Annotated in this window: 22 protein-coding genes; 5 read left to right on the plus strand and 17 right to left on the minus strand. The window is 40.7% G+C overall.

Annotated features, from left to right (window positions below; translation table 11 throughout):
- Positions 1 to 184 (plus strand): hypothetical protein (locus tag RTR43_RS06730; RefSeq protein ID WP_312470598.1); only part of this gene is annotated, 184 nt, incomplete at its 5' end.
- Positions 185 to 266: 82 nt separating this feature from the next.
- Here RTR43_RS06730 and RTR43_RS06735 read toward each other — a convergent pair.
- Positions 267 to 1370: a PRK06851 family protein gene (locus RTR43_RS06735; RefSeq protein ID WP_312470599.1), complete on the minus strand. Its 1104-nt coding sequence runs from the start codon at positions 1368 to 1370 to the stop codon at positions 267 to 269.
- Between the two features lie 153 nt (positions 1371 to 1523).
- Positions 1524 to 2000 carry a Cys-tRNA(Pro) deacylase gene (ybaK, locus tag RTR43_RS06740; protein WP_312470600.1) on the minus strand — a complete coding sequence of 159 codons (477 nt, stop codon included), beginning with the start codon at positions 1998 to 2000 and terminating at the stop codon, positions 1524 to 1526.
- Positions 2001 to 2300: 300 nt separating this feature from the next.
- On the opposite strand from ybaK, the gene RTR43_RS06745 reads away from it, so the two are divergent.
- Positions 2301 to 4109 carry a TIGR04190 family B12-binding domain/radical SAM domain protein gene (locus RTR43_RS06745; RefSeq protein ID WP_312470602.1) on the plus strand — a complete coding sequence of 603 codons (1809 nt, stop codon included), beginning with the start codon at positions 2301 to 2303 and terminating at the stop codon, positions 4107 to 4109.
- 110 nt (positions 4110 to 4219) lie between these two features.
- Here RTR43_RS06745 and RTR43_RS06750 read toward each other — a convergent pair whose 3' ends face one another.
- The 8 genes from RTR43_RS06750 to RTR43_RS06785 all read right to left on the minus strand — a co-directional run bounded on the left by RTR43_RS06750 (position 4220) and on the right by RTR43_RS06785 (position 12567).
- A complete protein-coding gene (locus RTR43_RS06750) occupies positions 4220 to 4927 on the minus strand; it encodes an ABC transporter ATP-binding protein (RefSeq protein ID WP_312470604.1) in 708 nt (235 codons plus the stop codon).
- Position 4928: 1 nt separating this feature from the next.
- A complete protein-coding gene (locus RTR43_RS06755) occupies positions 4929 to 5708 on the minus strand; it encodes an ABC transporter ATP-binding protein (RefSeq protein ID WP_312470605.1) in 780 nt (259 codons plus the stop codon).
- Positions 5683 to 6657, minus strand: a complete 975-nt coding sequence (locus RTR43_RS06760) for a branched-chain amino acid ABC transporter permease (RefSeq protein ID WP_312470607.1) — start codon at positions 6655 to 6657, stop codon at positions 5683 to 5685. The genes RTR43_RS06755 and RTR43_RS06760 overlap by 26 nt, the downstream gene beginning before the upstream one ends.
- Before the next feature lie 13 nt (positions 6658 to 6670).
- A complete protein-coding gene (locus RTR43_RS06765; protein ID WP_312470608.1) occupies positions 6671 to 7552 on the minus strand; it encodes a branched-chain amino acid ABC transporter permease in 882 nt (293 codons plus the stop codon).
- A gap of 280 nt (positions 7553 to 7832) precedes the next feature.
- Positions 7833 to 9005 carry an ABC transporter substrate-binding protein gene (locus tag RTR43_RS06770; RefSeq protein WP_312470609.1) on the minus strand — a complete coding sequence of 391 codons (1173 nt, stop codon included), beginning with the start codon at positions 9003 to 9005 and terminating at the stop codon, positions 7833 to 7835.
- A 320-nt stretch (positions 9006 to 9325) separates the two neighbouring features.
- Positions 9326 to 10531: an MFS transporter gene (locus tag RTR43_RS06775; RefSeq protein WP_312470610.1), complete on the minus strand. Its 1206-nt coding sequence runs from the start codon at positions 10529 to 10531 to the stop codon at positions 9326 to 9328.
- Positions 10532 to 10714: 183 nt separating this feature from the next.
- Positions 10715 to 11785, minus strand: a complete 1071-nt coding sequence (locus tag RTR43_RS06780; protein WP_312470611.1) for a cell wall-binding repeat-containing protein — start codon at positions 11783 to 11785, stop codon at positions 10715 to 10717.
- 134 nt (positions 11786 to 11919) lie between these two features.
- On the minus strand, positions 11920 to 12567 hold the full coding sequence (locus tag RTR43_RS06785; RefSeq protein WP_312470612.1) for a hypothetical protein: 648 nt from the start codon (positions 12565 to 12567) through the stop codon (positions 11920 to 11922).
- 218 nt (positions 12568 to 12785) lie between these two features.
- Here RTR43_RS06785 and RTR43_RS06790 point away from each other — a divergent pair, with 218 nt between their 5' ends.
- Positions 12786 to 14549 carry a metallophosphoesterase gene (locus tag RTR43_RS06790; protein ID WP_312470614.1) on the plus strand — a complete coding sequence of 588 codons (1764 nt, stop codon included), beginning with the start codon at positions 12786 to 12788 and terminating at the stop codon, positions 14547 to 14549.
- Between the two features lie 29 nt (positions 14550 to 14578).
- On the plus strand, positions 14579 to 14746 hold the full coding sequence (locus RTR43_RS06795) for a hypothetical protein (RefSeq protein ID WP_312470615.1): 168 nt from the start codon (positions 14579 to 14581) through the stop codon (positions 14744 to 14746).
- Between the two features lie 42 nt (positions 14747 to 14788).
- Here RTR43_RS06795 and RTR43_RS06800 read toward each other — a convergent pair whose 3' ends face one another.
- The 7 genes from RTR43_RS06800 to RTR43_RS06830 all read right to left on the minus strand — a co-directional run bounded on the left by RTR43_RS06800 (position 14789) and on the right by RTR43_RS06830 (position 22405).
- A complete protein-coding gene (locus RTR43_RS06800) occupies positions 14789 to 16645 on the minus strand; it encodes an ABC transporter ATP-binding protein (protein WP_312470616.1) in 1857 nt (618 codons plus the stop codon).
- A gap of 1 nt (position 16646) precedes the next feature.
- Positions 16647 to 18377 (minus strand): ABC transporter ATP-binding protein, encoded by a 1731-nt coding sequence (locus RTR43_RS06805; protein ID WP_312470617.1) that lies wholly within the window; start codon positions 18375 to 18377, stop codon positions 16647 to 16649.
- A gap of 167 nt (positions 18378 to 18544) precedes the next feature.
- On the minus strand, positions 18545 to 18892 hold the full coding sequence (locus RTR43_RS06810) for an ASCH domain-containing protein (protein ID WP_312470618.1): 348 nt from the start codon (positions 18890 to 18892) through the stop codon (positions 18545 to 18547).
- Between the two features lie 364 nt (positions 18893 to 19256).
- On the minus strand, positions 19257 to 20054 hold the full coding sequence (locus RTR43_RS06815; protein ID WP_312470619.1) for an ABC transporter permease subunit: 798 nt from the start codon (positions 20052 to 20054) through the stop codon (positions 19257 to 19259).
- 24 nt (positions 20055 to 20078) lie between these two features.
- Complete coding sequence (locus tag RTR43_RS06820; protein WP_312470620.1) at positions 20079 to 20876, minus strand: ABC transporter permease subunit; 798 nt, start codon at positions 20874 to 20876, stop codon at positions 20079 to 20081.
- 6 nt (positions 20877 to 20882) lie between these two features.
- On the minus strand, positions 20883 to 21767 hold the full coding sequence (locus RTR43_RS06825; protein ID WP_312470622.1) for an ABC transporter ATP-binding protein: 885 nt from the start codon (positions 21765 to 21767) through the stop codon (positions 20883 to 20885).
- A 14-nt stretch (positions 21768 to 21781) separates the two neighbouring features.
- Positions 21782 to 22405 carry a TetR/AcrR family transcriptional regulator gene (locus tag RTR43_RS06830; protein WP_312470623.1) on the minus strand — a complete coding sequence of 208 codons (624 nt, stop codon included), beginning with the start codon at positions 22403 to 22405 and terminating at the stop codon, positions 21782 to 21784.
- Positions 22406 to 22616: 211 nt separating this feature from the next.
- On the opposite strand from RTR43_RS06830, the gene RTR43_RS06835 reads away from it, so the two are divergent.
- A complete protein-coding gene (locus tag RTR43_RS06835; RefSeq protein ID WP_312470625.1) occupies positions 22617 to 23585 on the plus strand; it encodes a nuclease-related domain-containing protein in 969 nt (322 codons plus the stop codon).
- The last annotated feature ends 72 nt before the right edge of the window (positions 23586 to 23657 follow it).

Consider the following 23657-nt stretch of genomic DNA (forward strand, 5'->3'; position numbering starts at 1 on the left):
GCCAATAACCTCTATTGGTTACCATTCCTGCTCTTTTTTTTCAATTTCGGTCGCCAATAACCTCTATTGGTTACCATTCCAACTCTTTTTGCCGATTTCGGTAGCCAATAACCTCTATTGGTTACCATTCCTGCTCTTTTTGCCGATTTCGGTAGCCAATAACCTGTATTGGCTTCTGTTTTAGCTCTGTTTATCCGATTTTGCCCGCTGCAGGTACTCTAAATAAGTTTGGTATTTTACCAGCCCTATTTTACTGACTAGGGCTCTTATTGCCCTTTGGCACCCGCCAATTCCTTGATTTCCTCTGCAATCTTAGCTTGAATCCTTTCGACAACAGAAAAATCCATCGCTGCAATATAAATCGCTTCGAGCTCATCATGAAGCTCTTTTGCTTGTGCAAGATAGCTTGTTGCCTCCGTCATTTTGCTTCTATACTTTGCAGCAATCTTACTGATAATCTCCGCGAAAAGGTCATCTGTTCCCTGATCAATCAAGATTTCATACATATCAATAATCTCATCGCCGTCACGGCTTGGAAAATATTCATGTGGAGCGGTACTATCAAAAATGGCAATACCCAGTTCTCTGAAAATAACCATATCTAAGCTATGCGGGTCAAAGCCGCAATGATAGACTTCTACATCCACCCCCCGATCCTCAGCGGCAGTGGCAAGCTTTTTCAGCATCGTCGATTTCCCGGAACCAGGGCGTCCTTTAATGAAGTAGCGTTTTGGAATTTCCTCGGTCAAATTCGGGACAAAGTCAACAGCACCTTTTGGCGTCGCCGCTCCTAAGAAACGATGACGTACATCGGCAGCTTTATTCAACTTCATTTTTCCAAAAAACGATTCAATTAACTTGTTCGACAATTGGTCTGCTTTGTTAAAATCCATGCTATTAATATAAATTTTTTCCCAGTCATCATGGATTTCCAACGCTTCTTTAAATGTCGTGTACGCCTTTTGAAAGGATTCACTAATCTGATTGGTTAGCATTTGAATTGATTTTTTTTGAACAGCAAGTGCTCTCGCATTCCAGGCCTCGCCTAGGTTAATGTATTCCTCAACCGCCCCTGGTGCTTTTGGTTCAATCACATGTGGAGCGGTTCCATCGACGATTCCTACCTTTAAGGCAGGAATTAACACCCCATCAATGGAATTATTATCGGACGAGCAATGCAACATTTCAATATTGTAGCCTTTTTCTAGCCATTCATTGCCAATTTTCTTCATCAGCGAGGATTTACCTGTTCCAGGACCGCCTTTTAAAATAAATAATCGCTCAAGTCCTTGGAGGTTGGAATCGTACAGATTATGAAACCCCCTAGCTGTATTACCGCCGGCAAAATAATTTTTAATTTTTCCTGCCACCCATCAACACTCCCTTTTTTCGCTACTCAACTACACCTAATGGTTTCACCATCGGCAAGTTTTTCATCCTGACAATGGCATCGTTTCATTTCACACTATTCTATGCTTTTGTCATTTATAGGTGAGTGCCCACTCAAAATCTAATCAAAAATTTCATTTATTCAGATCGATAATTTCAGCTTTGGTTAAGTCCTTTAAACTTGCTGGGTCTAACACAATTTGAACGCCAATTTTCCCTGCGCTCACAACAATGGAATCAACTAAGAGGCAGCTTTCATCGATAAAGGTCCTATACTCTTTTTTCATTCCAATCGGGGAACAGCCGCCGCGGATATAACCAGTCCATTTTTGAATATCCTTTACATGAATCATTTCAACCTTCTTTTCTGTTGCAGCTTTGGCTGCCTTTTTCAAATCCAATTCTTCAGCCACCGGAATAACGAAGACATAAATATTTTTACTTGCGCCCTGGGCAACGAGCGTTTTATATACCTCTTTTGGATCTCTGCCAATCTTCTCTGCCACTGAAATCCCGTCAATTTTCCCATCTTTATTATCATATGTCAGCATGTCATAGCTGACTTTTTTGCTATCCAATATTCGCATTGCATTCGTTTTGGATTCCGCCATTTTCCTAATCCCTCCATGTTGCAGTTTAAAGATCTTTTTTACTATTAGCATACTGGAAATGTAAATATAACACAAAATACCCCAAAATTTGTCACCCGTTTGTCACTCTATTAATTAACTATTATAGTAAACTAAAGTTAACTAGATGAATAATCTCATCGACAAAATACGCAATGCAGCACTTATTTTTATTCACTATCTCTATATGTGAAATATATCACAAAAGAAATTAAACTCTTTCATGTCTTGTGATGAGACATATTTGACTATCCAATACAAATTGACCTGAGGTGGAAGTATATGAAATACGATTTAGTTCTCTTGCATGCTCCCAGTGTTTATGACTTTCGAAAAAACTCCCTGCTTGCCGGACCGATAAGTGATGTTGTCCCGTCATCGCCTGTTTTTGAAATGTATCCAATCGGGCTAACAAGTATTGCTGATTATTTAGAGCGCTACGGACTGCGGGTGAAAATCATCAATATTGCCAATCGCATGCTGATGAGTGAAAAATTTGATGTTGAAGCGAAACTAAAAAAAATCCAAACAAAAGCGTTCGGAATCGATCTTCATTGGCTGCCACATGCCCACGGCAGTATTGAACTTGCTAAAATTGTCAAAAAGCTTCACCCTAAAATACCAATTATCTTTGGTGGCTTGTCCGCAACCTACTATCATAAAGAATTAATTGAATACCCCTGTATCGACTTCGTTATGCGTGGCGATTCTACAGAAAAGCTGATGCTCCTGCTGATGAATAAAATTGAAACTGGGAACACCCATTATGCCGACATTCCTAATTTAACTTGGAAAAAAGGAGAAGAGTGCGGCTACAATCCGATTACATATGTACCAAAGGATTTGGATGATATCGACGTTCCAGGCTATCGCTATACGATTCGCTCAGTATTTAAGTATCGGAATTTCCTTGACCCGCTGCCATACAACGGCTGGCTGCAATATCCGAATACAGCGTTACTAACGGCTCGTGGCTGTACACAAAACTGTCTCATCTGCGGCGGTTCACGAGAGGCCTATAATCAAAACTGTAATCGGAATTCACTCGCTTTACGTTCACCTAAAAAGCTTGTGGAAGACATTCAGTTTATTTCACGCTTCAGCCGGGCACCGATATTTATTCTGCATGATCTGCGTCAGGGCGGCCGTGAATATGTTCGTGAGTTTTTCAGCAGGCTTAAAAAGCTTCAACTTAAAAATGAAATCGTTTTTGAATTATTCCAATATGCAGATGAAGAATTCTTTATTCAAATGAATGATAGTGTGCCAAAATATAGTATTGAAATTACCCTTGAGACCCATGATGAACATATCAGACGTTATAACGGAAAATTTAGCTGTACCAATCAAAAAGTTATCGATACGCTTAATTTCGCCTTAAAGAACGGCTGTAAAAAAATCGACCTGTTCTTTATGGTCGGCATTCCGGGACAGACCTACCAAAGTGCTGTTGATAATATTGATTTCTGCGAGACGATTCATCTGGCATGCAACAAGGATCCAAGAATCTTTTACTTTGTTGCGCCGCTAGCACCATTCCTTGACCCGGCAAGCCCGGCCTTTGAGCATCCAGAAACCCATGGGTATAAAAAATTCTGTCATACACTTGAGGACCATCGCAAGGCGATTACCCAGCCATCCTGGAAGCATATGCTAAGCTATGAAACAATCGATATGACACGGGATGATATTGTGAATTCCACCTATGAAGCGGCCCTAAAGCTAAACGAGTTCAAATTAAAATATGATCTTATCGATAAGGCTGGATATGATGATATTAAAGAGAAAATTAAAAAATCAATGGATTATATTGAAAAAATTGATTTGCTGCTCTCACTGCCTGAAGATCAGCAAACAGCGGAATTAGAAAAAATCCAACGGGAAATTGAAGAGTTAAATAAATACAGTATCTGCGGAAAGAACGAGTTAAAATGGGAAGTGCAGAAGAATTATGCCAATTTCTTTTCCCTTGCTTTAGTCGGTTTAGAGCAGCTCTACGAGGATTACGTGAACATCATTAGAAATCGATTAAGCCCAAAAAGACGGCAACAATTCCAGCTGGATACCGAACAAAGAAAAATTAAAATGTAATTAAATAAAAAGAGCCTGACCCCTCCACCACAATATACTGCGAAAGTTCACTTCAGCTTTCATCGTATATTGATTTTAGTGCGAGGGATCAGACTCTTTTATCCTTTTTATTAATGTCCGCCAAGGTAGGCATTTCTAATTTGATCGCTCTGACTCAGTTCTTCTGAAGTGCCAGCAGCAACAATTTTTCCTGTTTCAATAACATAGGCACGGTCGGCGATGGATAAAGCCATATTGGCATTTTGTTCTACCAATAGAATGGTTGTACCTGTTTGTTTAATTTCCTCAATAATCCGGAAGATTGTTTTCACAAGCAGCGGCGCAAGACCCATTGAAGGTTCGTCTAACAGTAATAGGCGCGGTCTGGCCATCAATGCCCGGCCCATCGCGAGCATTTGCTGCTCACCGCCTGAGAGTGTTCCAGATTGCTGTTTGCGGCGCTCCTGCAGACGCGGGAAAAGCTGAAAGACCTTTTCAAAGTCTTCGCGGATACCTTTTTTATCTTTGCGCAAATAAGCACCTAATTCCAAATTCTCTTCGACTGACATGTTAGCAAACACCCGCCGCCCTTCTGGGACTTGAGAAATTCCTCTCTTCACTATTAATTGTGGAACCTTTCCAGCCACGTGTTCACTTTCAAACAAAATCTCGCCGTTTTTCGGCTTCAGTAACCCAGAAATGGTCTTTAGAAGTGTACTTTTACCAGCGCCATTGGCGCCAATCAGAGTGACAATTTCGCCCTGATTGATTTCAAGAGAAACTCCCTTCAATGCATGAATATTTCCATAATAGACATTAATATCATTTATTTTTAGCATTTTAAGAGACCTCCTCGCCCAGATACGCTTCGATGACTTTTGGATTATTTCTGATTTGCTCTGGTGTACCTTCGGCAATCAACTGGCCGTGGTCAAGCACATAGATTCGCTCACACACACCCATAACAAGAAGCATATCATGTTCAATCAATAGAATCGTTAACGAAAACCGTTCACGGATCAAGGATATTAAATTCATCAGTTCTTCTGTTTCCTGCGGATTCATCCCGGCTGCCGGTTCATCAAGGAGCAGTAATTTCGGATTGGCCGCCAGTGCTCTAGCAATTTCAAGACGGCGCTGCTGACCGTACGGAAGATTCTTGGCTTGTTCGTGCATGACCGTTTCAAGCTTGAAGATTTTTAAAAATTCAATAGCCTTTTCCTCCATTTCCTTCTCACCTGAAAAGTGGAAGGGGAGGCGGAAGATCGAGCTAAGGATGGAATGTTTGGCTAGTGAATGATAGGCAACCTTAACATTATCAAGAACAGATAAGTCACTGAACAAGCGAATGTTTTGAAACGTCCTAGTAATCCCTTTTTTAGTAATTTTATAGGGAGGTTGCCCATTTAATTTATCACCATCTAAGGAAATAGTTCCTTCAGTAGGAACATAGACACCTGTTAACAAGTTGAAAAATGTCGTCTTTCCGGCTCCATTTGGGCCAATTAAACCGACAAGTTCTCCCTGGTTTAATTCCAGGTTTACTTCTGAAACTGCTTTAAGTCCGCCAAAGCGGATACCGGCATTTTCTACCTTAAGCAACGGTGTTTTTGTTATCATGCTGCACTCCTCCTTTAGCAGATTTGCCAATTTTCAAGAAAGAGGTAATTTCTTTCGTTCCCAACAATCCCTGCGGGCGGAACAGCATCATCACAATCAGCACAAGGCTGTAAATAACCATCCGCACCTCTGGATAATTGGAGAGAAACGTTGAAATAATGGTTAACAGGATGGCAGCAATCACCGCACCCGACATACTTCCTAAACCGCCGATTACGACTAAAATCAAGATATCAAACGATTTTAAGAAACTGAAGTTTGTCGGCTGGATAATATAGAAGTTATGGGCATGGAGCGCCCCGGCAACGCCAGCAAAGAAGGCGCCAATCACAAAAGCTATTACTTTATAAAAAGTCGTATTGATCCCCATCGCATCCGCTGCAATTTCATTTTCTCTTATCGAAATACAGGCTCGTCCATGAGTCGAGTTTGTGAAGTTTACAATGACAACAATCGTGATGACCACACAGGTAAGCAGCCATGGCCATGTTGTGAGGTGAGAAACGGTCATTCCGCTGGCCCCGCCCACATAATCAATATTTAAGAAGACAATCCTGACAATCTCTCCGAAGCCAAGGGTAGCAATAGCCAGATAGTCTCCTTTTAATCTCAGTGTTGGAATCCCGATAATCAAGCCAGCGATCGCTGCTGCTATACCACCTGCAATGATTGCCAGTGGGAATGGCAGTCCTAATTTCATCGTCACAATCGCTGAAGCATAGGCTCCAACAGCAAGAAAACCAGCATGTCCAATCGAAAACTGCCCGGTAATGCCTATAATTAAATGAAGACTCGCAGCAAGGATAATATTGATGCCGATCGAAAACAATGTGTTTACATAAAAGGAGTTCAATGTTCCCCCATTAATGAGAAATTGTGTTACAACGGTAAAAATAATGACTAAAATGATTGAACCCCAAAAACCTTTTGCATTTTTAACATTTTTCATCGCTATCCACCCCCTAGACCTTTTCCCTGACATTTTTACCAAATAGGCCTGCTGGGCGGAAGATTAAAATAAGAATCAGGACAACAAATGCTACGGCATCCCGCCATAATGAGCCTCCGGCAGCACTAACAAGTGCCTCAATGACTCCTAATAGCAGCCCTCCGGTCATTGCACCTGGGATAATCCCAATCCCGCCAAGAACGGCAGCGACGAATGCTTTAATCCCAGGAGTGATTCCCATCAATGGATCAATTTTTGTATAATACATGCCCAAGATTACTCCAGCTGCACCCGCAAGAGCAGAACCAATTGCAAAGGTGGCAGAAATCGTATTATTCACATTAATCCCCATCAATCTTGCCGCATCCATGTCATATGAAACGGCCCGCATCGCTTTGCCGATTTTTGTCTTATGAACAATAAACTGCAGTAAAATCATTAAGGAAATAGAAATCACTAAGATCAGAATGGACTGACCACTAATTTTGACACCGGAAATCTCCAAACTCTTTAATGGTACGATATTGTCTGGATAGGCTTCCGGCTGGGCACCACGCACGTAAATGGTTCCATATTCAATAAAGAGCGATACACCAATAGCCGTAATCAGTGCGGCAATCCTTGTTGCATTTCTTAGCGGTTTATAGGCAATCCGTTCAATTAAAACGCCAAAGATGGCACAGGCAGCCATGGAAATAAGCAAAGCAGGGAAAAATCCTAAATCAAGAATAGTAATAGAATAAAAACCTATAAATGCACCGACCATGACGACATCCCCATGGGCAAAATTAATCAGTTTGACAATCCCATAAACCATAGTGTAACCCAGGGCAATTAACGCATAAATGCTGCCCAAGGAAATTCCATTGACTAGCTGTTGGATTAGTTGTTCCATATGTCCTGCACTCCTTTAAAGGACTTTAAAAATATTCAATAAGAATAGGGAGACACAACATCTCCCTATTCATTTTGATCATTATAAAATTTGTCTAGCACAAGCAGCCCAGCGACTCGTTCTTTTCGCTAAACGGCCGCTTCCGCTTTTCTTTTTGTCTAGCTCCAGCGCCTAGGGGCTCGAGGTCATAAGCCAATCCGTCGAGAAGGTTAAAGAACAACCTTCCCGCCGGCTCGTCTTATGCTTGTCGCCCCTGGACAAGGCGCTTCCGCTTTTCTTTTTAAGGGTTTACTTTCGTCTTAAATGTTTGCTCTCCATTTTTGTACTCTAAAATAACAGCAGATTTGATAGGATCATGGTTTTTATCAAGCTTCATTTTTCCAGTGACAAGATCAAGTCCATCTGTTTCAGCAAGTGCTTTTTGAATTTTCTTCGGATCGCTGCCGCCTGCACGCTTAATGGCATCAGCCATGAAATACGCAGAATCATAACCTAAAGCGTTGAAGGCATCAGGAGACTTATCTTTGTATTTTGCTTTGAAGGCTTTAACAAATTCTTGAACCTTTTGATCAGAATCACCAGAAGAATAGTGGTTGGTAATGAACGTATTGTTTAAGGCATCCTTACCAGCAAGTTCTACTAGTTTCGGAGAATCCCATCCGTCGGCGCCCATCATTGGAACATTAATACCTAATTCACGCGCCTGCTTTACAATTAGACCAACCTCTTCATAATATCCAGGAACAAAGATGAAATCAGGATTTTTTCCTTTAATGTTTGTTAATTGAGCATGGAAATCCGTATCCTTTGCTACATAAGCTTCCTCTAAGACCACTTTTCCGCCCTGTTTTGCAAATAATTCCTTGAAGGAGGCAGCAAGACCTTTGGAATAATCACTTGCGGTGTCAATAAAAACAGCAGCCGTTTTTACGTTTAATTCCTTAGTAGCAAAATTCGCTGCAACCGTACCTTGGAATGGGTCAATGAAGCATGTACGGAAAACAAAATCATTCAATTTACCCCCCTTGAGGGTAACATCTGGGTTTGTCCCAGTTGGCGTCAATAACGGGATTTTGTTGCTTTGGGCAATTTCTGCTTGTGCAATTGTATTTCCGCTTGTTGCTGCACCGATAATAGCAACAACCTTATCTTGGCTGATAAGCTTTGTAGCGCCGTTAATGGCTTCTGGGGCATCAGATTTATTATCAAACGGTACTAGCTTCAACTTCTTACCATTGATTCCATCTTTATTGATTTCTTCGAATGCAAGTTCAATCCCCTCTTTAATGGATTGACCGTAAGATGCTACACCTCCGGATAACTCAAGGTTTGCTCCGATCTTAATTGTGTCGCCTTTTTCGCCATCCCCGCTCGTGCTTGAGTTACAACCAGCCATCACGCCCGCTGCTACCATTAGCGACATAAAAATACCAGCTAATTTTTTCTTTCTCATGGCAATACCCCCTGTTTTTTTAAAAATTTTTCCCAAAATAATTGTCCCACTGTTTTAAAAAAAGATAATATTCTGAAAACATTGTACAAAATATTTTCAAGTTCGTCTAGTCTTATCGTGTGTTATTTTAAAATAATTTTGAAAATAATGAAAAAACAATATTTTACTATCTTCATAAGCCTTATTTCAGTAAAGTGAATAAGATTTTATTTTTGTCGGAAAAGTGAACAGCAAAAACAAATATTTTGTCTAAATATGATTCCTGCGTTAGTCAATAAAAAAAGAGACCCTTAAAATAAGGAATCTCTTACCTCAAATTGTTATACTAATTCTTTGCTTTTCGTTTCTTTTCCCAAAAAGAAGACGGCCATGGCCCCGATGAGGACTGAAATACAAAAGATAGTAAATATCGCCGAGATGGAAATCTTTTGTGCGACAAGATAGCCAACCAACAATGGTCCGAATACACCGCCAATCCGCCCAAAGGAAGCGGCCATACCTGTACCAGTAGCGCGGATAATGGTTGGATACTGCTCCGGAGTATAGGCATATAAGCCACCCCAAGCACCGAGATTAAAGAATGACAAAAGAATCCCCGCAGCCATTAATAGAACGGTTGAATCAGCAGTTCCAAAGAAATAGGCACTTGCTGCCGTTCCAATTAAATAAACAACTAAGACAAATTTCCGTCCAAATTTTTCAATACACCATGCTGCCGTAAAATAACCTGGTAACTGAGCTAGTGTCATGATTAGGACATATTCAAAGCTTTTAATTAAACTAAAGCCCTTCATGACCATGACGCTTGGCAGCCATAAGAACATACCGTAATAGGAGAAGACGACGCAGAACCATACAATCCAGAGCATGGCGGTCTGACGAATATACTCTTTCGACCATAATTTTTTCATGCTTTGGAAGGCGGAGATTTTATCTTTCTGCTTTATTGCTGTAAACCGCGGTGAATCAGGCAAACCAATACGCAAGTATAAAGCATATAGAGCTGGGATGGCACTGATTAACAAAGCAACCTGCCAGCCAAACTTCGGAATGACAAAATAGGAAATGACAGCTGCAATCAGCCAGCCGCCTGCCCAAAAGCTTTCAAGTAGTACAACAATCCTGCCGCGCTTTTCAACTGGAACACTTTCGGATACAAGTGTTGAAGCAACGGGAAGCTCCCCGCCTAAACCCGCTCCGACAAAGAATCTTAACACTAAAAAGAGCGTTAATGTTGATGTAAAGGCGGAAGCACCGCTACCAACTGAAAATAATAATAACGTAATAATAAATACATTTTTTCTGCCAATCCGATCGGCCATTAAGCCAAAAATAAGGGCCCCAACAGCCATTCCAATTGAATTTACGCTGCCAATCCAGCCCATCTGTCCTGGGGTTAAATCCCACTCTACTTTTAATGCTGCGATAATGAAGCTAAGCATGCCAACATCCATGGCATCAAACATCCAGCCCATCCCGGCAATTCCAAGTAGTCTTCTTCCTGATATTTCCTTTTTATTGTGCATCTGTATCCCCCTATGCTACTCTATCTGTTTACATTATTTCCCCAAAAATGTTTTTTTAGAAAAAGACAGTAAATCCATTAGCTCTAAGGGTATTTTAACAAGTGTCTTTACAGTTGTCACTACTATTTTACAAGAGCAATAAAAAAGAGAGAATACAAAACTCGTATTCTCTCTTTTACTCCATTATTTAATCCAAGCTCCGTCTTTACCAATTTTATGAGAGCCGATTTTTGTATTAACTGCCATATGACCGTCGCTGTATAGGTAGTACCATTTCTTGGATACATCCACCCAACCAGTTTTCATTACACCATTACCATCAAGGTAATACCATTTGTTTGAAACTTTTGCCCAGCCAGTTGCCATTTTACCGTTTGAGTTTAAGAAGTACCATTTCCCGCTTGTTTTAACCCAGCCAGTTTTCATCGTACCATTGCCGTTAAGGTAGTACCAAGTACCTTTATCCTTCACCCAGCCAGTTGCCATTGCACCATTATCGTTAAGGTAGTACCAAGTACCTTTATCCTTCACCCAGCCGGTTGCCATTGCACCACTTGGTTTTAATAAATACCATTTGTTTTCTGACTTAACCCAGCCAGTTTGCATGACACCATCTTTGCCAAGATAGTACGATATTCCTTTATCGTTAGCCCATCCGGTTGCATAATCAGTTGTGGAATTACTTTCAGGTCCAATGAAAAACCATTTACCGTCTTTTGTAACCCATGCAGCAGTAGAAAATGTGACAGAAAACTCAGATTCATTTCCATTATCATCTGATACATAGCCTGGAAGTACTTCATCATCTTCAACGATATTTCGGAGATATTGAACAGTTAATAGGGTGTCGGTTCCATCATCCTTAATCCTAGGAAAGTCTTTCCCGGCAATTTCCTCGATCTTGCGATTTACCCATTTTATATATTTTTCTTTATCTAAATAGGCAACTCCATTTGCAAATCGTAAATCAGTGTCAGCTGAATATTTTTTATCCGATTTTGAATAAGGGGAAACAGTAGTAGCATTTTCCGAAGTAAATTCAACCTTTTTCACTTGGATTTTCCCATTTAAACCAACCAAATTAAAGGTAAAGTTGTTGCCCATTTTTATTGCCTTAATTTCACCTGCATCGGTAAACAAAGTGATACCTGAAATTTCTACACTTTTAGCCGCTGCGGCATGAGAAACATTTGCTGGAAGCACGGCTAAAAGGAAAAGGAATAAAAAGCTTGATAGTGCAATAATTCTTTTCACAATAATCCTCCTTGATGTTATGTACTAAACCTCTGAAACATAAACTAGATTAATAGCCTAAGAATAAGAAGCAATAATATAATTTTACATAATACTACCATTTTCTACAACATTTTCATGCAAAACTCAACAAATTATTTTAAATAATCAACCGCTTTATTCATTAACGAAGATCTTCTTTGCTTTTTAAGACTTAAATAATGGTCTTTAATCGGCTTCGCTTCTTTTGAACTAAACCCATATTTTTCTAACTCTTTTACAAGTGAGTTGTAAATATAGTAAAAGGAATTATCGGTACTTGCTTCAAGCGTTTTCGCTGCACCGTTATATTTCGAGTAAAAGTAAAAATAGGATACGTCTTCACTTTTGGACTTCTTTGTTTGATATTCGCTATAGGCATGCGATAAAAGGGAATTTAACTTCCCATCTGCCTGTCCTTCTAAATCTTTGAATGATGGTTGATATTTTTCTAAAATAGAATTAGCTGTTGGTTTCACGTTTTGGCTACGATTCGCTTCGTGATTACCGCTAGAACCCTTTGCTATTCCTGACTCTGCCGTTTCAGCCGTTTCGTTTACACCTTGCTCCTTAGCTTGTTCACCAGAACCGTCCATGGTATTTTCCTCGCCAGGCAACTTCACCTTGTAATCACTTTTTACAATCTCATCAACTTTTGTATCAGCAGTCTTATATTCTTTGATATTTAAAAAATAATAGAGGGTTCCGGCCCCAACTGCTAACACTAACACAAAGATACTCAAGATCATTTTCCACTTTTTCACGTTTGGTCCACCTTTTGTTTTTTCAATAATATCCTTTCAACATTATCATATTTTGGGAGTTTTGCGACAATATTTTTATCTTTTGGAACAATTTAGCGACAAATTCCGCCAATACTATTTAAAATAGTTTCTAAAAAGGTTATAGTAAATATTATCCATTTACTTGAGTACTAGTTAAATAGATTATTTCTACCAATAAATAAGAAAGAGGTTGAACTATGAAGAAGAAATTAATTCCCCTATTCGCAGCTGTATTAACTGCTACCTGCCTCTCCCCGTGGGAAACAAGTAGCCATGTTGAAGCTAGTGAGCAGCCAACCCTACAAATGGCGGTCATGAGTGATGTACATATTAATCAGGGATATCCCAATAACAAATTCAAACAAGCTTTAACTGACCTGAAAAATATTGCCCCGGGGTATGACACCATTGCTGTGGTCGGTGATTTTACTGACCGTGGATTCGAGGAAGATTACAAAGCCTTTAAACAAATCCTAGGAGAAAACAAAAACCCTGGAGCCGAGCAATTTATTACCATGGGCAACCACGAATATTTTGAATCAAACTACGATAAAGCATCTACCGTAACAGATGAAATGATGCAGAAGAGATTTATGGACTACAATGGAGATCCACTATCTACTATTTATTTTGATAAATGGATTAAAGGTTATCATTTTATTAGCCTAGCAGGAGAATTATCGGCAAAAACCTTGTCTTTAGCCTATGGAAATATTCCCGACGCGAAAGACTGGGCCTATATTTCTGAAGAGCAATATCAATGGTTCGAACGTACGTTGGCTGTTGAGGCAGCAAGCAATAAACCGATTTTTGTTTTTTTACATCAGCCAATTGCCAACACAGTCTACGGAAGTGACAAATGGAATGCCGGTTTTGACAGTAAACGATTATTAACGATCTTAAAAAAATACCCACAAGCCATTCTATTTTCCGGACATTCTCACTATCCATTAAACCATCCGAAAAGTATTTATCAGGATGGATTTACAATGGTCAATACAAGCTCAGTGGAATACACCTGGAATGAGAATGGTCGTATTCCAGGTTTTTCCCAAGGATACCTTGTAAATGTTTACGATGATCGTGTAGAAATGAAGTCAAGAGAATTTAGTGATGGCACATGGATTAAGTCTACAACCATTCCCATCCCATACAAGGAAGCAGCTAAGGACACAGTTAAACCTACCTTTACCGCTAATTCAAACTTAAGGATAAGCAATCTCGGCACGACAACGGTTACCTTGTCATGGGATCAGGGGCAGGATAATACCGCTATTGACCGCTATGTCATTAAAGAATCAGGCAAAACCATCCAAACGGTCTATTCACAATATTGGAAGCCTGAAGAAGCGGTTTCAGCAACCATAAATAATTTAGTTCCACATACGTCCTATACTTACGAGATTTACGCGCTTGACGCCTGGGACAATCTGAGTGCTGACCCAATAAAAATTAACCTTACCACTCAAGGACCAAAAGGCTGGGACCAAAAAGGAGATACTTGGTATTACTATACCAATGAAGGAGCAAAACAAACGGGCTGGCTGTTCGATAAAAACCGCTGGTATTACTTTGATCAAGCAGGAGTGCTGCAGACAGGCTGGATTTCCATTAATGGCAAATGGTATTATCTTCAAAAATCAGGAGAAATGATGACCGGCTGGTTTAAGGATGGGACTGTATGGTACTATCTTAACCAAAATGGAGCGATGCAGACGGGCTGGATCTTCCTTGGCAATAAATGGTACTTCCTTGACTCGCATGGTATCATGAAAATCGGCTGGCTTCAAAACAAGAACACCTGGTACTATCTCGATAATAATGGGGCTATGTATAAGGGCTGGCTAGCGCAAGGCAGTCAATGGTACTACCTCAAACCAGATGGTGCTATGGTCAATAATAAGTATTATATCTCCGGCAAGTGGTATTACTTTTCTACAAGTGGCATTTGGAGAAAATAAGAAAAGCGCAAGAGTCCGTTTAGCGGCGTATGGACTCCTCGAAAAAGCTAACGCTTTTCCTTCGTGCGATGCCAATGCTGCCGAAGCATTCCTTATGGAGCACTTTGACTGAGATAAATGGTAACTCGCCGACTGGCAAGCCGTTAGGTGAAGTTGCACTGATGCCTGTTTGGAAATTATACTTTCTTTACGGCTAAAATAAAGCCCCCGCTGTGTGGGAACAGCGGGGGCTGCTTGTTTTATTCCAGTGCACCTTCGACATTTTTAAATTGATTAAAAAACATGTTGTAGTATCTTCCTTTAGCAGCCATTAATTCATCATGGCTTCCTTTTTCGATGATTTGTCCATCATCAATTACCATAATGGTATCGGCATCACGAATAGTATTCAAGCGGTGGGCAATGATATAGCTCGTGCGATTCTCCATTAGCATGAGTAAGGCTGCTTGAATATGAAGCTCGGTTCTCGTATCAATACTGCTGGTCGCTTCATCTAGAATGAGTAACGATGGTTTCGCTAAAATCACCCGCGCAATCGCTAACAGCTGTCTCTCGCCTTGGCTGAGGTTTCCGCCGTTTTCTGAGAGGACCGTGTCATATTGATGGGGCAGCCGGTTAATAAAGCCATCAGCATTCGCCATCCTCGCTGCTTTTTCGACCTCGCCATCGTCGGCATCCTGCTTCCCATACTTGATGTTTTCCTTAATTGTCCCCGAAAACAAATACGTATCCTGAAGCACAAAGCCAAAACAACTTCTTAAGCTGTCTCTCGTATAAGCACGAATATCGTGGCCATCTAAGAGAATTCTCCCCTCGGTCACATCGTAGAATCGCGTCAGGAGATTAACGATCGTTGTTTTCCCCGCCCCCGTAGGACCAACCAAAGCCGTGCTGCTGCCAATCATTGCCTCAAAACTGACATTCTTTAAAATTGGAACATCTGAACGGTAACCAAAGCTGACATTTTCAAAGACAACATGCCCTCTAGGGTTTTCTAAGGCAACCGCATTGGTTGGATCCGCAATCTCTTCTTGTTCATCGATAATTTCAAAGACGCGCTCTGCCCCTGCAACACCTGATTGGAGGATATTAAAAATATTGGCGAGATCATTAAGTGGTCTGACAAACTGCCTTGAATAGGTGATAAAGCTGGCAATTGCTCCAACCGTGATTAAGCTCTTGACAGCAAGGATGCCACCAATGACAGCCACAATGGCAAAGCCGAGATTATTAATCACATTCATAATCGGCATGAGGAAACCAGACCAAATTTGCGCCTTAAGGCCGACCGCGCGGAGTCTTGTATTGACAATATCAAACTCCGCAATCACCTTTTCCTCATGATTAAAGGCTTTGACTACTTCAATTCCAGAAATGGTTTCCTCAATATGGCCATTCAATTTACCTAGCTCAACTTGTTGATTTTTAAAAAAGACACTCGTTTTTTTCGCAATTGTCCGGGTCAGCAAGAAGACGAGCGGCACGGTAACTAAGCTTGCCACTGTTAACACAGGACTTAAAATTACCATCATGATTAACGAACCGACAATGACCATTAACCCTGACATCAGCTGTGTGGTCGACTGGGAAATCGTGTTACTGACATTATCGACATCGTTCGTCAACCTGCTCATTAATTCTCCGTGCGTACGAGAATCAAAAAAGGCAACCGGCAGCCCTTGGAGCTTTTTAAAAAGGGCATCCCGTAAGCTTTTGACAATGCGCTGGGCAACTCCGGCCATTAACCAGCCCTGAAAAAAGGTGAGCACGGCATCACCGACATAAGCGAATATCAGAATGACAATCATCACTTCTAGTAAATTGAAATCAACTTTTCCGTTATGAAGACTCATCGCATCTACGGCTTTCCCGATTAAGAACGGGGCAAGAAGCATAAGTACTGAATCTATAAGAATAAAGAAAAAGATCAGTGAGAGCATTTTTCTCTCTTTGCCAAAATAATTCCACAGGCGTTTCAATGTTCCCTTAAAGCTTTTCGGCTTCACAACCGGGCCGCGAAGTCGATGAGCGCCGCCAGGTCTTAATGGAGGGGGAGTTGAAGGATTATTTTCTGTCTGTTCTGTTCCCTTTGACAAATTACAGCACCTCCTTGCCGATCTGCGATTGATAAATTTCCTGATAAACGGTACACTCCGTTAATAAATCCTGATGTGTTCCAAATCCTACCACTTCTCCTTGGTCAAGGACAAGAATTTTGTCGGCATCGATAATCGAAGTTATCCGCTGGGCGATTAATAGACAGGTGAGACCACCGGCATACTTCTTCAAGGCTGCTTTTATTTGGGCCTCCGTTGCCACATCAACCGCACTTGTACTATCGTCCAAGATTAAGATTTCCGGCCTTTTCACTAAGGCCCTTGCTATCGCAATTCGCTGTTTCTGTCCACCGGAAAAATTAACGCCCCCCTGGCCAATTCTTGTTTGATAGCCTTCAGGAGAAGCAGTAATAAAATCATGGGCGCAAGCATGGGTTGCTGCAGCTTCGACTTCTTCTTGGGGTGCATCCTCTTTGCCCCACTGAATATTTTCCGCCACAGTACCAGTAAACAACACATTCTTCTGCGGTACAAAGGCAATTTTCTCCCGTAACCTTTTCGGATTAACATCTTTAATATCTTCGCCATCTACTTTAATGGTTCCGCTCGTGACATCGTAAAAACGGGGAATCAGACCAACTAGGGTGCTTTTCCCTGAGCCGGTTGAACCGATGATGCCGACCGTTTCGCCAGGCAGGATGGAAAGGGTAATATTTTTTAACACAGCTTCACCCATTGTCCCTTCATAGGAAAAGGAGACATGTTCAAAATCAATTCTGCCTTTTTCCAGGTGAGGCGGCCCTACTGTCTCATTTTCCCAAGAAAGGCTATCTTCCTGTAAAAATACCTCGTCAATTCTTCCTGCCGAGGCTTTTGCTCTGACAAACATATTAAAAACCATCGAAATCATCATCAGCGAAAATAAAATTTGCGTCATATAATTGGTAAAGGCAATGATATGACCGACCTGAATTTTTCCGGTGTCGACCCCTAAGCCGCCTATCCAAAGTACAACGACGATACCAAGGTTTACGGTCAACATAATTGCCGGGCTGAAAGTCGCCATGAGGCGGCCCGCTGCGATTGATTGGTCCTTAAAATGATCATTCGCCTTGGTAAACTTGCCTATCTCAACATCGAAGCGATTAAACGCCTTAACGACACGAACACCTGATAAATACTCACGCATTACACTGTTTACCCGGTCCAATGCCCTTTGCACTTTGGCAAATAGCGGAAAGCCTAACCGTAAATTAACGATAATTAACAAGGTGACAATCGGCACAACTACCGCCAGTACCACGGATAAATGGAGGTTGAGACGCGCCGCCATGATTAAGCCGCCTATCGCTAACAGGGGAGCCTTAACGAAAATCCTCATCAGTCCATTGACGAAGACTTGCACTTGGGTGACGTCATTCGTCAGCCGTGTGATTAACGACGCGCGGTCAAACTTATTGAGGTTTTTAAAGGAGAGAGTTTGAATTTTTTTAAATAAATCCGATCGTAATTCTGTGCCAAAATTCTGTGAAACAATGCTTGCCATTACACTTCTTGTTGAGGCACTCATCGCCCCAAATGCCGTTATCAGCAACATCAAGCCGCCCATTTTCAACACATAATTGATATCCTTGTTGGCAACACCTTCATCGATAATTTTCGCCATAATCGTTGGCTGCAGCAAATCACTGATCGCCTCGAAAGTGAGAAATAAGACCGCAATGCTGAAAGACTTCCAATATTTCTTAATGTATTTTGCTAAAAATTTCATGATTCCACCCCAGCATTTCGAACCTCGTAATAAACTTATTATAATTTTGTTTTCCTCGATTAACAAAAGAATTGAACTGTGAATACGGCGGATTTAGAATAATCCATGAGTTGAAAAAAAACCAAAAAAGGGTCCACAAATTAATCATGGACCACTAGTAGCTATTATTATTCCTGGACAGGTCTAAATTCATGGACCCACACGCGCATTTGCGGCAGCCACGGCATACCCGGATGGTAGGAAAGAATGGATTGCTTATAATCTTCCACTGTTTCAAAGCCCTCGCGGCGGACATCAGCATCGGTAAGCTCACCTAGGCTTTGCGAATACACCTTTTCAACTACAAACTGGTTCCCTTCAAGGGTCATGATTTCACCTGGGTCGGCATATCTGCCATTCCGACGTGTCGCTGTTTTTTCTCCAGCCAGTACTTTCTTTACATCCGCTTCCATCGTCACTAACCGTTCAACGGAACAGGTTTTTGGCGGTAAAGCATTATTTTCATTTTGAGTCATCCATTTATCCTCCTTTTTCCAATTCACCTACCTATATTAACACTATCGTTAACTTAATAAAAGCAACTGGCTTAAGAGAGGAAAGTTCCTACCATTCACATAAGGAACCGAAGAAAAACATATCCTACATTAAATTTCTTCCAAGAACAGCGCCAAAAAAGACCAAAATTGGTCTTTTCTGTGGAAAAGGGGCGGAGCGCCGCAAAAATGAATCACTTTAACCAGTTAAAGTGAAATACCCATTTCACTAGACAAAATATGTGAAGTCTAGCTCTGCTCTCACCGCCTTTATTAGGTGACTATGCCTTGTTCTCTAAATTTATTTCCATGGATAGGGTTGGGAGTTGAGGCTCATGATAGTTTTTTATCCATTTAAATCTCTTTTTTGATAAAACACATAGGTTACATATGAAAGAACGGTAATCCAAACAACAGATATGACAACAAAAGTGACATCCAGCCCGCTGCCAACCATGACATTTTTCGCCTCAAAATATTTAAAAGGGGTCAAGTATTTTAAGGGTTCCATATTCTCATTCAAATCAATCGTAACCGATAACATATAGGTGAGCAAAAGGATTCCTGTTGCAAGGGAAGCCGCTGTCTTTGGTTTCTTTTTTACAGCAGCAAGGGCGCTGCCGATAACCATAAACAAGACCTGCAAAATGAACATTCCCGCCATTAAAATAGCGATCTCACCACTGACATCCTCACCATGGCTGTAATGTCCCATGAGGATGATCGAAGAAACGAGAGTTACAAGATTAAAAATGACGATATTTACAGATGCAGCCAATAATTTTGCCGTAATGACAGTAGTTCTTGACACTGGCTTTACGAATAAAAACTCCGACGTTTTGTCCCGCTCTTCTTTGGCAATAATCGTTGCTCCAAGCATGGCCGCATGGATGGTGGCCATCAATAACAAATATAAGAAAAGCATGCCATAATACCCACTAGCCTTCGATAGCTCCAAGTCGCTGAACCCCAAGACAGCTCTTAGTGATTTTGGAATATCGGCCATCATCTCATTGATTGATTGGCCCGATGAAGAATAGGCTTCAAATTTCGCCATTCCTGAGACCACCATGAGGAAGACACCGATGCTCCAAAAGATGAGCGATTTTCGATGTGACTTCAATTCTTTTAAAAATATATTCATGACCAAATCCCTCCATTTAGCAAGCTATACAGCATGGATATCCTTTTTTGTATATACGAAATAACTCGCCACAATTGCAAGAATAATAATGATGGCTCCAGCAATTAAAAAGGAGGACTCGTAGCTTGCATGCTTCATAATATAGGCGGTGTCAAAATATTTAAACGGCGAAATATATCGTTTTGCTTCCTCACCAGGCGTACCGCTAAGCATCCCTAAAAAGTAAAATGCAAACACGGTTCCGAGTGACACGGTCAGCACCGATTTTAGCTTCGAAACGATAACAGAAATGATCAATCCTAACGCTAGAAAAATTAGCTGAACAAAAAACAAAGTGAGAGAAAGCATGATAAATAGTTTAAAGCTAAAGTCTTCTGTCTTTACTTGAAAAGCCATGATACTGGCAGCAGCTAAATAAACAATATTCGTCAAGATGATGGCGGTGAGTGCCGCCAATAGTTTGGATGTCAAAATTTTCGTCCGGGTAACAGGCTTTGTTAACAGAAAATCCGCTGTTTTTTCACGGACTTCCTTGCTGACAATGGAAGTCCCAAGGTTCATCGCCTGGATGGCGCCGCAAAGTGTAATAAAAGAGAGGGGAAAGCAATAGAAGCCTAGAATCGTAAAGAACCCTCCCAGATTTATTCCTAATGCATTTCTAATCGCCTCTGGATACCCTTCAAGGATTTTTGTGAATTCCTCTGCATCATGCGCAAAAGAAGGATACAATGACAGATAAAAGACCACGATAAGGGTTAACGATATCGACCATATGATTGTCGATTTCCGATAGGCCCTCAATTCATGCAAAAATATGTTCATAGCTTCTTAGGCCTCCTTTTCATAGTAATGCATAAAGATCTCCTCAAGGTCTGGCTCTTCAATCCACAGGTTGGCAATTTCTATCTCAGCGATTTTTTTCATTACTGTGTTGATATTACCCCGAAATAAAAAGCTAGTTATGTTATCATTCACCTCTAATTTATTGACGCCACTGATTTGGAAGTAATCCTTTTCTAACGGTGCTTTCGTTTCAATTTTTAACTTTTTATAGTTGTTTTCTTTTAATGTACTAATTTTTTCAACGGTAACGATTTTACCTTCTTTAATGATGGCGACGCGATTACACAGTCTTTGTACCTCGCTGAGAATGTGTGATGAAAATAGAATCGTCGCACCTTTTTTGTTCTCTTCTTCTAAGAGGTCAAAGAATTTTTGCTGCATCAGTGGGTCGAGTCCGCTCGTCGGTTCATCTAATATGATCAGTTTTGGTTCATGAAGCAGCCCTTGCACAATCCCGACCTTCTTTTTGTTTCCTAACGAGAGGTCATCGATTTTTTTATTGAGATCCAAGTCCATAATCTCCGCCAATTCTTTGATTCGCTTAGTGCAATCCTTTTTATAAAAACTAGCTGAGTATTTTAATAGGTCTTTCACTTTCATATTGTCATAGTAAAAGACTTCAGACGGCAAATAGCCAATTTCCTTTTTAATTTCCGGAGCAAATTGAACGCAGTCTTTTCCAAAAATCGTCGCGCTGCCGCTCGTTGGATAGATAAGGGATAGCAGTGTACGAATGGTAGTTGATTTACCAGCTCCATTTGGACCGATGAAGCCAAAAATTTCGCCTTGTTCGACGTTAAAGCTAATGTCGGTGATTCCTCTGGCCTTGCCGTAAGATTTGGTTAGATTTTTTATTTCAATCACATTCATCTTGATAGCCCCCCTCATTTATAAAAAGTTTTCATTAATATCTCAAAATACTCTTCTGCCTCTAAAATTATTTTTTCGTAATCAATTTGATGTGTCGGTGATAGCTTTGCCTTTAAAAGCTCCTCTTCGCTCAATTTTTCAAAGGTCCAAGTGATAATCTTTAATATCTTTTTGATATCCATGTCATCTCGGAATTTTGAAAAATCGATACCCTCGTAAATTTTACCGAAATTGATGTTACTCAGTTCCTTTACCTTTTTTTCTATCTCCACTCTTACTTCAGATGAGTCCTCCAAATAAGCCTCTTCAATAAACTTGAAGAGTTCCGGATAGGTTGTGAGTAGTTCCATTTTAATCAAAATCGCTTGCCGAATTCTTGTGAAAAAGTCCTTTTCCGTTAAGTCGATTCTTTGATAAAACTGTTCGGCAATGAGCTCACAACAATAGTCAAACAAAAATAGAAACATTTGCTTTTTATTGCCGAAATAATGGAACAACAACCCCTTTGAAATACCAGCCTCTTTCACGATTTCATTGGTCGAGGCATTATCATATCCTTTCTGGGCAAATTCCTTAATGGCTGCATTGATAATTCGGTCTTGTTTTTCCTGATCTAGGTTGAGAAATTTCGAAAACACTGCGGCAGTCCTCCTTTAAAGCTGTTGACCACACCAGTCAATAAAGTCATTATAATCCCGTTGACTTCCTCGGTCAATGGTGGTCAATCTTTATTTTTTACAAAAATATGAAATTTATAGTACGACTTTTCGGAATGTGCTACGATGCATGATGAAGGTACTATTTTTACGGAGGTGAAGGACCATTCATGTTAAAACCAGGGATGCATCATTGAAATTAGAAGGTTTAATCGCTTCTCAAAATCGACTGTCTGCAGGCCATCCAAGCTTGCCTGTCTTAGCCGCTATGCAAGCTTCAGTAGAGGCTGGAATTGGAGGCGAGGAAAGGGTCGCAGAGATTTTCCGGAAGCAGTCATTTCCATTCGATAACCACATTTTTCACGATTTATCACCCTCATCAGATGTAAAGTTTCAAATGGACACTTATGTGATGACATCTTGGTATGGTGTTGTTTTAGAGGTAAAAAATATTGGCGGCGTCCTTGAGTTTAAGGACAATCCTCCTCAGTTACTTCGTACCAGGGACGACGGGCACAAAGATGGCTTTGAAAGTCCGGTTGTCCAATTGGAACGAAATTGCGAATTATTGACTGATTGGCTTAGAAGTCGGAACATCCATCTCCCTATTTACGGGGCCATTGTGCTGGCCTATCCGAAGCAAATTGTTGCGGTTCCCCCTGCAAAAACCAAGCTTTTATATCCATACTTGATTCCCTCTTTTATAAAAAGCATCCCACAAAAAGCAAAAAAATTAGATAATGAAACGTTCAATTGGCTATCTGTTGAGCTCCTTAATAGTCATCAGCGTTTTATTCCAAAACCAATTTGTGAGACTTATGGTTTACCTTTTGGGGACTTTCAAACAGGGGTAAGGTGTGATGGGTGCGGTAGGTTAGGGATGATTAAGATTGTTAGGACTTGGGTTTGTCCTTTTTGCCAAGCAACAGACCGCTTGGCCCATCAAAAAACTTTGTTGGAGTGGTTTTTGGTTTTTAAGAGGAGTATCACGAATAAGGAGTGCAGGGAGTTTCTGCATATTGATGATATTCAAGTCGCAAAACGTATTTTACAAAGTATGAATTGGCAATGCCAAGGAACATTTAGAAACAGGACCTATTTAATGGACTTCAATAACACTACTCCGTGGCAAAAAAATGCGAAATTTGTTATCCGACAGTAATTCAGTTCTATCCGACAGTGTTAAGTTGCTATCCGACAGTTATGCACATCTATACGACAGTAATTCTGTTCT

Source organism: Neobacillus sp., assembly GCF_031988165.1.
GTDB lineage: Bacteria > Bacillota > Bacilli > Bacillales > Cytobacillaceae > Neobacillus > Neobacillus rhizosphaerae.

Coding starts and splice junctions, on each gene's coding strand:
- ybaK (WP_312470600.1), bottom strand. CDS start 2,000: ATGGCGGAATCCAAAACGAATGCAATGCGAATATTGGATAGCAAAAAA.
- RTR43_RS06745 (WP_312470602.1), top strand. CDS start 2,301: ATGAAATACGATTTAGTTCTCTTGCATGCTCCCAGTGTTTATGACTTT.
- RTR43_RS06750 (WP_312470604.1), bottom strand. CDS start 4,927: ATGCTAAAAATAAATGATATTAATGTCTATTATGGAAATATTCATGCA.
- RTR43_RS06755 (WP_312470605.1), bottom strand. CDS start 5,708: ATGATAACAAAAACACCGTTGCTTAAGGTAGAAAATGCCGGTATCCGC.
- RTR43_RS06760 (WP_312470607.1), bottom strand. CDS start 6,657: ATGAAAAATGTTAAAAATGCAAAAGGTTTTTGGGGTTCAATCATTTTA.
- RTR43_RS06765 (WP_312470608.1), bottom strand. CDS start 7,552: ATGGAACAACTAATCCAACAGCTAGTCAATGGAATTTCCTTGGGCAGC.
- RTR43_RS06770 (WP_312470609.1), bottom strand. CDS start 9,005: ATGAGAAAGAAAAAATTAGCTGGTATTTTTATGTCGCTAATGGTAGCA.
- RTR43_RS06775 (WP_312470610.1), bottom strand. CDS start 10,531: ATGCACAATAAAAAGGAAATATCAGGAAGAAGACTACTTGGAATTGCC.
- RTR43_RS06790 (WP_312470614.1), top strand. CDS start 12,786: ATGAAGAAGAAATTAATTCCCCTATTCGCAGCTGTATTAACTGCTACC.
- RTR43_RS06795 (WP_312470615.1), top strand. CDS start 14,579: ATGGACTCCTCGAAAAAGCTAACGCTTTTCCTTCGTGCGATGCCAATG.
- RTR43_RS06805 (WP_312470617.1), bottom strand. CDS start 18,377: ATGAAATTTTTAGCAAAATACATTAAGAAATATTGGAAGTCTTTCAGC.
- RTR43_RS06810 (WP_312470618.1), bottom strand. CDS start 18,892: ATGACTCAAAATGAAAATAATGCTTTACCGCCAAAAACCTGTTCCGTT.
- RTR43_RS06815 (WP_312470619.1), bottom strand. CDS start 20,054: ATGAATATATTTTTAAAAGAATTGAAGTCACATCGAAAATCGCTCATC.
- RTR43_RS06820 (WP_312470620.1), bottom strand. CDS start 20,876: ATGAACATATTTTTGCATGAATTGAGGGCCTATCGGAAATCGACAATC.
- RTR43_RS06825 (WP_312470622.1), bottom strand. CDS start 21,767: ATGAATGTGATTGAAATAAAAAATCTAACCAAATCTTACGGCAAGGCC.